Below are 9,207 nucleotides of genomic sequence, written 5' to 3' on the forward strand. Positions count from 1 at the left end.
CATGACCCTACCCGAACCGCCTCGTCGCCCAACCACCCTGCGCGTGGGGCTGACCCAATGGCACGCCGCACGTGACCTGCAGGCCAATGTCGCCGCGGCCGTTGACGCCATCAGGCGCGCCGCGGGCGACGGCGCACAGCTTGTTTCCTTGCCTGAAAACGGCCTGTTTCTCGGCACCAATGCAGAGATGCGTGCAGCGGCTTTCGGGACGGACAGTCGCCCGATCGAGATGCTGCGCGAGGCCGCTCAGTCGGTCCGGGTTCCCGTGGTTCTGGGCGGCTTCAAGAACAAGGAAGCGGATGGGCGTATTTTCAATTCCGCGATCGTCATCGATCAGCAGGGACAGCTGGCTGGCCGATACGACAAGATCCACCTCTTCGATGCCACCGTCGCCGGGCAATCGTTCGAGGCTTCGAGCGTCGAACTGCGCGGTACCGAGCCCGTGATTTTGAACCTGGACGGCGTCGGGATCGGTCTATCGATCTGCTATGATGTCCGCTTTCCCGAGCTGTTCCGGCAACTCGCGCTCGCTGGCGCCGAGGTGTTCCTGGTCCCCTCCGCCTTTACCCATGTCACGGGTCGCGCGCACTGGGAAGTCCTGCTGCGGGCTCGGGCGATCGAGAACGCCGCGCACGTGATCGCTTCGGCCACGATTCGTGGTGTCGATCCTTCCAAGGACGCGTTCGAGACCTGGGGCCATGCATTGGCCGTCGACCCTTGGGGGGTCGTGCTCGCCGACCTCGGGGAAAGTCAGGCCGCCACACAGGTCGTCGAGCTGGATCTGCAGAAGGTGCACGACGTACGGGCGAAGCTGCCGGTTCTGCGAGGCGTTCAGACGCACGCTTACACTCGGCCACCTCGTATCGTCACACTTTCATGATCACCGCCATGCCGACACCCGATTCAACGCGTCTTGCGTCGTCCTTCGCACAAGCACCACAGTCCTGCGGGGAAAGTGCGGGCGAGCCGGTCATTCTGGCGAACGAGTTCGCGGGGATCCTCGTGCAAAAGATCAGCATGCGACAGGGTGACCGCCTAAGGCTGAAAGTGTTGCCCGACGGCGCGGAGATCCTGCTGGATCCCATGCAGCTTGAAGCCATCATGCAGATGCAGCCGGCCGATTTCTCCGGCCTGCTCGCAAGAGCCATCGAGAACGACGAAGCCGGGGAGAAACCTGAATGAAACGCCAGCGCGGTCATTCCGTTGACCAGGTCCATCAAGTCCTGGAAGAGCGCATCGTTAGCGGCTTCTACGCCCCTGGCCTTCGTTTGTCGCAAGAGTTGCTAGCCGAGGAACTCAACACCAGCCGCACGCCGCTCAGGGAAGCCTTCAACCGCCTCCAGGCCAACGGCCTCGTGGTTGCGAGCAACAACCGCGGTGTCGAAGTGGCGCCGATTCGCTTCGAGCACACCGAACAGCTCTACGCGTTGCGCTTGCTGGTTGAACCGCCATTGATCGCGGCACTGATTCCATCGGTGGCGCCGAAGGACATTCAGACCATGCGTGCCGCATTGGAATCGATGCGCACGCACAGCTACTCGACCCGAGCGTTTCAGGACGCACACCTGCAGTTCCACCAGGTGCTTCTGTCGCGCTACCCGGAAGCGATGCGCGTCGCTGTCGAATCAGCGTATCAACGCATCCATCGGCACCAGCAGTTGCATTTCTCGCGGCCCCATGTGCCCGAGGACTTCACGACGATCGACCAGCACTTTCTGGATGCAATCGAGGCGGGTAACGCCGAACTCGCGCGCAAATGGAATGAGTTCCACCTGATCGACACGGCGCTCGGGTTGATGCTGGACATCGACCCTGAACAACGCCTGGACTCGCTGCAGCTGTCCGCAGCCGGCGTCAACATCGTCCTCGAACAACCGGCCACCGTACCAGCCCGCCCAGTGCGCATTCGCTGGAACCGACCGGGCACGGCCTCAATGCCCGCTGTTGAAACGGTGAACCTCATTCACGCTCCGGAGCCGCCCGGCTAGGATCGCGCCTCGGCGCACAAGCGTTCTGTCGAGCCCCCCAGGATCAGGCCGCACCGGCTTGAGGGGTATCTGCACGCAATTTTTTGAATTGCCTCCGAAAGAGGGGCATCCATTCAAGGAATGAATCAAATGAATATGTTAGAGGGAAAGGTCGCGTTGATCACCGGCTCCGCTACCGGCATCGGGCGGGGCATTGCCCGGCGCTTCGTTCGCGAGGGTGCTCGCGTCGTGCTGTTCGACATCTCCGAGCAGCCCTTGAAAGCCTTGGAGCAGGAGTTGGGAAGCGCCTGCGTCGCCGTACAGGGGGACGTAAGTCAATGGGAAGACAACGCCCGCGCCGTTGCAATCGCCCTCGAGCGCTTCGGTCGCCTGGATGTTTTCGTTGGCAATGCTGGAATTTACGACCATGCCGCATCGCTGGAGTCGATGCCGCCAGAGACGCTGTCCGCAGCATTCCATGAACTGTTCTCGATCAACGTGAACGGTTATCTGCTCGGCGTACGCGCCAGCCTTGAAGCGCTGCGGGCCACACGAGGCAACGTCGTACTGACCGGTTCGTTCGCCAGTTCATCGCCGGCAGGTGGTGGCGTCCTCTATACGGCCTCCAAACACGCCGTGGTCGGGATCGTCAAGCAGCTGGCCTACGAGTTGGCGCCGGCTATTCGTGTCAATGCCGTGGCGCCAGGCATTGCCCCCACCGTGCTCAAGGGCGTGCAGTCGCTCGGACAACAGCCTCAGGACGCGGTGCTGGAAGAGTCCGTTCCCAACATCCCTCTGCAGTTCATCCCCGATGCCGATGCTTACGGTGGCCTGTATGCCATGCTGGCCTCGAATGCGGAGTCCGCCCACATCACGGGATCGGTGTTCCAGGCCGACAGCGGCTTGGCCATTCGAGGATTCGGTCAGCCGCGCTGATCGCGGCTTCGTCAGGCGGCTGCGGCTTTCAACGCCGTCTTGAAACGGCGCCTCATGGCGCCGCGTATCTCGCTGGCAGGGCTGGCTGCTCGAACACGCTTCAGCCGCCGGCCTCGTCGACATGTCCATCGAGACGATGGACGCACTAGTCTGGACGTCGATTGGCGACGTCCTTTCGCTCCAGCCACGCGTGACGATGGTTATCTGCGTTGGCGCTGTCGATCCGGGAAACCCGGGTTAAATCAAATCGTTATCTAAGGAAAATCCCGTCAATCAGGTTGATCATGTGAGGAGACTTCGGTGAAAACAAATAAATTAGTTATCCTATGTTTAATGTCGGTTTCAGGAGCTGCTCACGCACAAAGTAATGTCGAGCTCTATGGGGTCATCGACTCAGGCGTGATGTACGTTTCGAATGTAGGTGGTCACAGCACCTGGCAGTCGGATCCGGCGGCGCCCGCGCCGAATCTGTTTGGGCTTCGTGGTACGGAAGATCTGGGCGGCGGGACGAAGGCGGTCTTCAAGCTCGAAGGGATGTTCAGCATAAACAACGGTGAATCGCTCGGTGGACTCTTCGGCCACGAGGCATACGTGGGCCTGAAAGACGACCGGTGGGGCTCCCTGACGATGGGCAATCAGATCGACTTCATGTTTTATTCGCTGGTCGTCGATCACTGGGGGCCCGCGTTCCCGTTTATCAGTGCGCTCAGCCTGCGACAGGGCTCGTTTGCAGGATTGAACGTGCCCAATGGACCACCGGGCAACAACTCGTTCGACTTCGATCGGGCGCTTGGCGCACCCATTGCGAACTCCGTCAAATACGTGAGCCCGATCGTGGCTGGTCTGTCGATTGGCGCCCAATATAGCTTCGGTGGCCAGCCTGGCGCATTTGGTCAGAATAGCGCGCAAAGCTACGGGATCAACTATCACCTCGGTGCACTAGCACTCAATGGGGCCTACACCTACGTTAAATATCCGACACTGAACAACGGCAACGATGGCATCAGAAACCTCGGCCTCGGAGCTTCCTATGTCATCGGCCCGGCCGAGATTGCAGCGTTGTATACGAGCACGCAGAACACCGCGAACGGCGCGCGTGTCGGCGTCTACGAAGGTGATATGACGTGGACGTTCTCCCCCTTCTTTCGCATGAATCTCGCGTACCAGTACATGAAGGGCAATCAAGCACTGAGTAACCAGCATGTCAGTCAGGAAACGCTCGCACTGATGTACTCCTTGTCCAAGAGCACCAGTATCTTCGGAGCCGTGGCGTTGCAGCAGAGTTCGGGCGGCCCGGCCTGGATCAGCATGACACCAGGGCCCGCTTCGGGTGGTCGGCAGACCGCGGTGGACATCGGCGTCGAGCACGTGTTCTGAGTTCGCTGATCATCGGGTGACGCAAGCGTGTCCATCCGACGGCGGTCCTGCTGGACGAGTGCCGGTGCGCTGTCGTCGATGCAGCGCGCTGCACATCTGCGTGGTCGTAGAGGGGGTTGCTCGCAAGTTTAATACGGGCGCACTTGAGGCGCTCACCATCTTAGGAGAACAAAGAATGAAATATGTTCGTGCAGCATGCTGGTGGACGGCCAGTGTCCTTCTCGCACTGGCCACCTCAAGTGCAATCGCGCAGGAGGGAAACCTGTCGGAGACGGCACACTCCGCAACGTCGTCATCGAGCATCAAGGCAAGACGGTTGGCTAATCGCCAATTGCAAAAGAACGTACGACGCGCATTAATCCATACGACGGGGATCTATGCTTCCGGCATTGCAGTTCGTGCAAGCAATGGCGTGGTCACGTTGCAAGGATGGGTACCTGAGCAGTCGCAGATCGCTCTCTCGACGCAGGTGGCTGAAGGCGTACCCGGCGTCACGACGGTAATTTCTCAGTTGATTGTGCGGCCGGTCAATCAGTGAGGCACAACGGGAAAGACAAGAAGGCTTCGGCCAGTCGACGACCACCCCCAGGCCGCAGTCCGATCTGACCCAGGTTGATACGGGACAACTATGTACGAGTACAGATTGGCAGAGGCAACGAGCAAGTGTCGCGTAGGTCGCTTCTTGTTTCGCGGAATCGGCCGACGGACCTTGGCTGACTGTCAAGGGGACGCCAGAAAATGAAACGCCTGTATCGAGCAGGCCTATCGGCCCCTCCATTCAATATTTGAGAAAGCGCTCACAATCATTGAGACCCTACAACAACCCTGCAACCACCTCCCCCACCATCCAACCCCCAATAATTCCCCTTGACGCCCTATCTTTCGATATATATCTTTAGATATGTTTTACGACATATAGGACACGATCATGCGACACAACTACTTCCGCGGCCATGCCCGATGCGACGGTCATGGTGCGCATGCCCGTTCTGACTGGTTCGCCGGTCTCTGGCACGCGATCGGCCGCCATCGTCGCGGTCACGACATGTTCGGCGGCGGCCCGTTCGGCGGCCGGGGCGGTCGAGGCGGCTTCGGCGATTTCGGCGACGACGGCATGCCGCGCGGCCGCCAGTTCAGCTCCGACGATCTCCAGTTGCTGCTGCTTGCGCTGGTCGCCGAACAGCCGAGCCACGGCTACGAACTGATCAAGGCGCTCGACACGCGTTCGAACGGCTTCTACAGCCCCAGCCCCGGCATGGTGTATCCGGCCCTCACGTATCTCGAGGAAGGCGGCTTCGTCGCGTCGCAGGCGGAAGGCAACCGCAAGCGCTATGCACTGACCGACGCCGGCCAGGCGCATCTCGACTCGCAACGCGAACGCGTCGACACGCTGTTCGCACGCCTCACGTATCTCGCGCGCCGGATGGATTTCATGCGTCGCGCGTTTGCCGGCGAATCGGCGGGCTACGACGCACCGGACGAATCGCAGGCCGGCTGGCTGCCCGAATTCGTCGAGGCGCGCCTGGCACTCAAGCGCGCGCTGCTGCACAAGAGCGGCGCCGACGCGGATGAACAACGGCGCATCGCGGCCATCATGCGCCGCGCGGTTGCCGATATCGAAGGCGGCGCCGGCGCGTAATCCGCGCCGGGCTTCCCCTACCCAAGGAGAACGGATCGATGCAGAACACCTCCGAGCGCACCGTGACCCGCGTGCGCCACACCCTCAAGTTCCGCCTGCTGCAAGTCCTGCGCGTACACGCCGTGACGCCGCACCTGCTGCGCGTCACACTCGGCGGCCCCGATCTCGCGGATTTCGAATCCGCGTCGTTCGACGATCACGTGAAGGTATTTTTCCCGCCGCCCGGCGCCGAGCGCCCCGCGATGCCGACACTCGGCGCGAACGGCCCCGAGTTTCCGGAAGGCGAACCGAGGCCGGTCGCGCGCGACTTCACGCCCCGCCGCTTCGACCGCGCCGCCCGCGAACTCGATCTCGAATTCGTGCTGAACCATCCGGGCCCCGCATCGCAGTGGGCCTCGCAGGCACGCGTCGGCCAATGGCTCGGCGTCGGCGGCCCGCGCGGTTCGTTCGTCGTCCCGACCGGTTTCGACTGGCATCTGCTGATCGGCGACGATACGGCGCTGCCGGCCGTCGCGCGACGTCTCGCGGAGTTGCCGGCCGGCTCGCGCGCGGCCGTCGTGCTGGAAGTCGCGGATCGCACCGCGCAGATCGCGTTCGACACGCACGCCGACGTGCATGAAATCTGGCGCTTCCGCGCCGAGGCCGACACGGAAGAAGGAGACGTGCTGCTGAATGCCGTGCGCGACCTGCCGCTTCCGCAATCCGGCGAAGGCTATGTCTGGGCGGCCGGCGAAGCGCAGTCGATGCGGGCGGTGCGCCAGCACCTGACCGGCGAGCGCGGCATCGACAAGTCGCGCATCCGCGCGGCGGCCTACTGGAAGCGCGGCGCGGCGGCCGTGCACGAAGCGCTGGAAGACTGACGCAGCCGGGCACCCGGCGCCGGGCGTGCGGTGCACGCCCCCGGCCCGTCGGCCGGAGATGCGGCCGGAACACCGGTGCGCCGGCCGGCCTGGCATCGTTGTCGCGGCTGGTATATATCTGTGTGAGCGGCGCCGCTGTCGCACGACAGCCGCCGCAGTCCGCCCAGGAGCGCCCGGTCATGACAAAAGCAAGCCACGCTTCGCCTTTCCTTCGCAACCTGAAGATCGTCGGCTATTGCAGCCTCGCCGCAGTGGTACTCGCGCTGTTCGTCGCGATGTGCGCGATCCTGAAGGACAGCGCCCTCGACCGCGACGCCGCGCAGCACCCGGCCGATACGCCCGAACTGCACGATGCGGGCGGCAACCCGTCCGCACCGGCCGAATCGGCCAGGACACCCGGCTGACGGCGTCCTGCCCGATCCTTCTTCCTTCCGCTTACGGTGCGTGGCGACGCCCCATGACGATCGCATGCACCGAATCGCCGAGCCGCTCGAGCGGTGCGGTCACGCGCTGCCCGTACAGGTGCGCGGCGAGCGCGCCGGCCGTGCCGGCCAGCACGCCGCCCATCATGTCGAACGGCCAGTGCACCCCCGCATAGACACGCCCCCACGCAATCGCCACGGCCAGCGCGGCCATCACGAGCCCGGTCAGGCGCGTCGTGCCGCCGAGCATCAGGCCGATCGCCATGCTCCACGCGAACGTCATGTGGTCGCTCGGAAACGAGCTGTCGGGCGAGTGCGGGATCAGTTGCGTGCCCACGCCGGCCATGAACGGGCGCGGCGAGAACCAGAAATGCCCGATGACCTGCGCGAGCGCGAGCGCCACGCACACGCCGACGCCGGCTTCGATCGCCTGACGTCGCGCCGGGCGCTCGCCGAACATCCACGTCAGCAGCAGCATCGCGGGCAGCGCGTAGACGAGCCAGTCGGCGGCGAAGATGGCAAGGCGGGCGACGCCCGGCTGCGGCGCAACCCCGGCGTTGATGGCGGAAAAGAGGGTGAGATTGAGGTTCTGCATGAGTCCGGTTGCGTGAAGCGTAAAAAGTCGGCCGGCTGCCCGGCCCGGTACGAGCGATGCCGGGACGCCTCCGCATCGGGCGATGCCCGCTGCGGCAGCCATGCAGGACGAATCCCGCAGCGGCGAACGCACTTAGAGCTCCCGCGGCAACACTAGTTCACACAATTGTCACATTTACGCGCGACTGCTTCCCGTAAATACTCACCCCACATCCCGAAAAAGCTCACCTTTTTCACATCGCGGTGTCATTCACGCGTGCGAACATCGGGCGGCCACATGCCGTCCGGTCCGCTTTCATCATTCATCTCAATATTTACGTCGCGAATTCTTCGAAATCGGCAACAATTAATTCCACATGCGGCATCGCACAACGGCAACGCACAGGCATAGGATTACGAGCTTACGAGCACTCATCCACGAAGCGATCAACAACAAGGAGTCCGCATGAAACCCAGCGATGTCCGATCGAAAGCGTTTGCGATGCCGTTGACCAGCCCTGCCTTCCCGATGGGCCCGTACCGATTCGTCGATCGTGAATTCCTGATCATCACGTATCGCACCGATCCCGACCGTCTCCGCGAAATCGTCCCCGAGCCGCTGCAGATCACCGAGCCGCTCGTGCATTACGAATTCATTCGCATGGCCGATTCGACCGGCTTCGGCGATTACACCGAAAGCGGCCAGGTGATCCCGGTCGAATACAACGGCCAGCCGGGCGGCTACACGCTCGCGATGTATCTCGACGATCACCCGCCGATCGCCGGCGGCCGCGAGCTGTGGGGCTTCCCGAAGAAACTCGCGTCGCCCACGCTGCACGTGAACACCGATCACCTGCTCGGCACGCTCGACTACGGCAAGGTGCGCGTCGCGACCGGCACGATGGGCTACAAGCACAAGGAGCTCGACATCGACGAGCAGACGAAGCGTCTCGCCGGCCCCAATTTCCTGCTGAAGATCATTCCGCATGTCGACGGCACCGCGCGCGTATGCGAACTGGTGCGCTACTACATGCAGGACATCAAGATGAAAGGCGCGTGGACGGGCCCCGCATCGCTCGAGCTGGCGCCGCACGCGCTCGCGCCGGTGGCCGACCTGCCGGTGCTCGAAATCGTCGAGGCCCGCCACCTCGTCGCAGATTTGACACTGGGCCTCGGCGAAGTCGTCTACGATTACCTGGCCAAGTAACGCGTCCGCAGTCCTTTCTCCCTGTCAATCCTTTCACCACGGGAATTCGAACATGAGCAACCTGAATGGCAAGACCGCAGTCGTCACGGGCGCCGCAAGCGGCATCGGCAAGGAAATCGCCCTCGAGCTCGCGAAGGCGGGCGCGGCGGTGGCGATCGCCGACCTGAACCAGGACGGCGCGAACGCGGTCGCCGACGAGATCGTCAAGGCGGGCGGCAAGGCGATC

Annotated in this window: 12 protein-coding genes; 11 read left to right on the forward strand and 1 reads right to left on the reverse strand. The window is 62.9% G+C overall.

Going from position 1 to position 9,207, the window contains the following annotated elements; translation table 11 throughout:
• The first annotated feature begins 1 nt into the window (after window position 1).
• The 9 genes from GQ57_RS34675 (at window position 2) to GQ57_RS34710 (ending at window position 7,183) form a co-directional block, all read left to right on the forward strand.
• A complete protein-coding gene (locus tag GQ57_RS34675) occupies window positions 2-880 on the forward strand; it encodes a nitrilase-related carbon-nitrogen hydrolase (RefSeq protein ID WP_052001580.1) in 879 nt (292 codons plus the stop codon).
• Window positions 877-1,182 (forward strand): hypothetical protein, encoded by a 306-nt coding sequence (locus GQ57_RS34680; RefSeq protein ID WP_034200233.1) that lies wholly within the window; start codon window positions 877-879, stop codon window positions 1,180-1,182. Before GQ57_RS34675 ends, GQ57_RS34680 begins: the two co-directional genes overlap by 4 nt.
• The gene (locus GQ57_RS34685; RefSeq protein ID WP_034200234.1) at window positions 1,179-1,988 is read left to right on the forward strand and encodes a GntR family transcriptional regulator; all 810 of its coding nucleotides are present in this window, start codon (window positions 1,179-1,181) and stop codon (window positions 1,986-1,988) included. Before GQ57_RS34680 ends, GQ57_RS34685 begins: the two co-directional genes overlap by 4 nt.
• A gap of 129 nt (window positions 1,989-2,117) precedes the next feature.
• Window positions 2,118-2,903: a 3-(cis-5,6-dihydroxycyclohexa-1,3-dien-1-yl)propanoate dehydrogenase gene (locus tag GQ57_RS34690; RefSeq protein ID WP_034200235.1), complete on the forward strand. Its 786-nt coding sequence runs from the start codon at window positions 2,118-2,120 to the stop codon at window positions 2,901-2,903.
• A 300-nt stretch (window positions 2,904-3,203) separates the two neighbouring features.
• Window positions 3,204-4,280 carry a porin gene (locus GQ57_RS34695; protein ID WP_052001579.1) on the forward strand — a complete coding sequence of 359 codons (1,077 nt, stop codon included), beginning with the start codon at window positions 3,204-3,206 and terminating at the stop codon, window positions 4,278-4,280.
• Between the two features lie 175 nt (window positions 4,281-4,455).
• Window positions 4,456-4,818: a BON domain-containing protein gene (locus GQ57_RS40800; RefSeq protein ID WP_081896840.1), complete on the forward strand. Its 363-nt coding sequence runs from the start codon at window positions 4,456-4,458 to the stop codon at window positions 4,816-4,818.
• A gap of 390 nt (window positions 4,819-5,208) precedes the next feature.
• Window positions 5,209-5,919 (forward strand): PadR family transcriptional regulator, encoded by a 711-nt coding sequence (locus GQ57_RS34700; RefSeq protein WP_034200237.1) that lies wholly within the window; start codon window positions 5,209-5,211, stop codon window positions 5,917-5,919.
• Between the two features lie 38 nt (window positions 5,920-5,957).
• Entirely contained in the window at window positions 5,958-6,779 is an 822-nt protein-coding gene (locus GQ57_RS34705) for a siderophore-interacting protein (protein ID WP_034200238.1), read from the forward strand.
• A 179-nt stretch (window positions 6,780-6,958) separates the two neighbouring features.
• On the forward strand, window positions 6,959-7,183 hold the full coding sequence (locus tag GQ57_RS34710; protein WP_031403312.1) for a hypothetical protein: 225 nt from the start codon (window positions 6,959-6,961) through the stop codon (window positions 7,181-7,183).
• Window positions 7,184-7,214: 31 nt separating this feature from the next.
• On the opposite strand, the gene GQ57_RS34715 is transcribed toward GQ57_RS34710, so the two are convergent.
• Window positions 7,215-7,796: an undecaprenyl-diphosphatase gene (locus GQ57_RS34715; protein WP_031403313.1), complete on the reverse strand. Its 582-nt coding sequence runs from the start codon at window positions 7,794-7,796 to the stop codon at window positions 7,215-7,217.
• A 444-nt stretch (window positions 7,797-8,240) separates the two neighbouring features.
• Between GQ57_RS34715 and GQ57_RS34720 the strand changes: the two genes are divergently transcribed.
• Window positions 8,241-8,981, forward strand: a complete 741-nt coding sequence (locus GQ57_RS34720; protein ID WP_031403314.1) for an acetoacetate decarboxylase — start codon at window positions 8,241-8,243, stop codon at window positions 8,979-8,981.
• 52 nt (window positions 8,982-9,033) lie between these two features.
• Window positions 9,034-9,207: SDR family NAD(P)-dependent oxidoreductase (locus GQ57_RS34725; RefSeq protein ID WP_034200239.1), on the forward strand; the 174-nt coding region annotated here is incomplete at its 3' end.

Origin of the sequence: Burkholderia sp. MSh2 (assembly GCF_000731655.1) — a bacterium.
Lineage (GTDB): Bacteria > Pseudomonadota > Gammaproteobacteria > Burkholderiales > Burkholderiaceae > Burkholderia > Burkholderia paludis.

Coding starts and splice junctions, on each gene's coding strand:
- GQ57_RS34685 (WP_034200234.1), top strand. CDS start 1,179: ATGAAACGCCAGCGCGGTCATTCCGTTGACCAGGTCCATCAAGTCCTG.
- GQ57_RS34690 (WP_034200235.1), top strand. CDS start 2,118: ATGAATATGTTAGAGGGAAAGGTCGCGTTGATCACCGGCTCCGCTACC.
- GQ57_RS34710 (WP_031403312.1), top strand. CDS start 6,959: ATGACAAAAGCAAGCCACGCTTCGCCTTTCCTTCGCAACCTGAAGATC.
- GQ57_RS40800 (WP_081896840.1), top strand. CDS start 4,456: ATGAAATATGTTCGTGCAGCATGCTGGTGGACGGCCAGTGTCCTTCTC.
- GQ57_RS34700 (WP_034200237.1), top strand. CDS start 5,209: ATGCGACACAACTACTTCCGCGGCCATGCCCGATGCGACGGTCATGGT.
- GQ57_RS34720 (WP_031403314.1), top strand. CDS start 8,241: ATGAAACCCAGCGATGTCCGATCGAAAGCGTTTGCGATGCCGTTGACC.
- GQ57_RS34705 (WP_034200238.1), top strand. CDS start 5,958: ATGCAGAACACCTCCGAGCGCACCGTGACCCGCGTGCGCCACACCCTC.
- GQ57_RS34675 (WP_052001580.1), top strand. CDS start 2: ATGACCCTACCCGAACCGCCTCGTCGCCCAACCACCCTGCGCGTGGGG.
- GQ57_RS34715 (WP_031403313.1), bottom strand. CDS start 7,796: ATGCAGAACCTCAATCTCACCCTCTTTTCCGCCATCAACGCCGGGGTT.
- GQ57_RS34680 (WP_034200233.1), top strand. CDS start 877: ATGATCACCGCCATGCCGACACCCGATTCAACGCGTCTTGCGTCGTCC.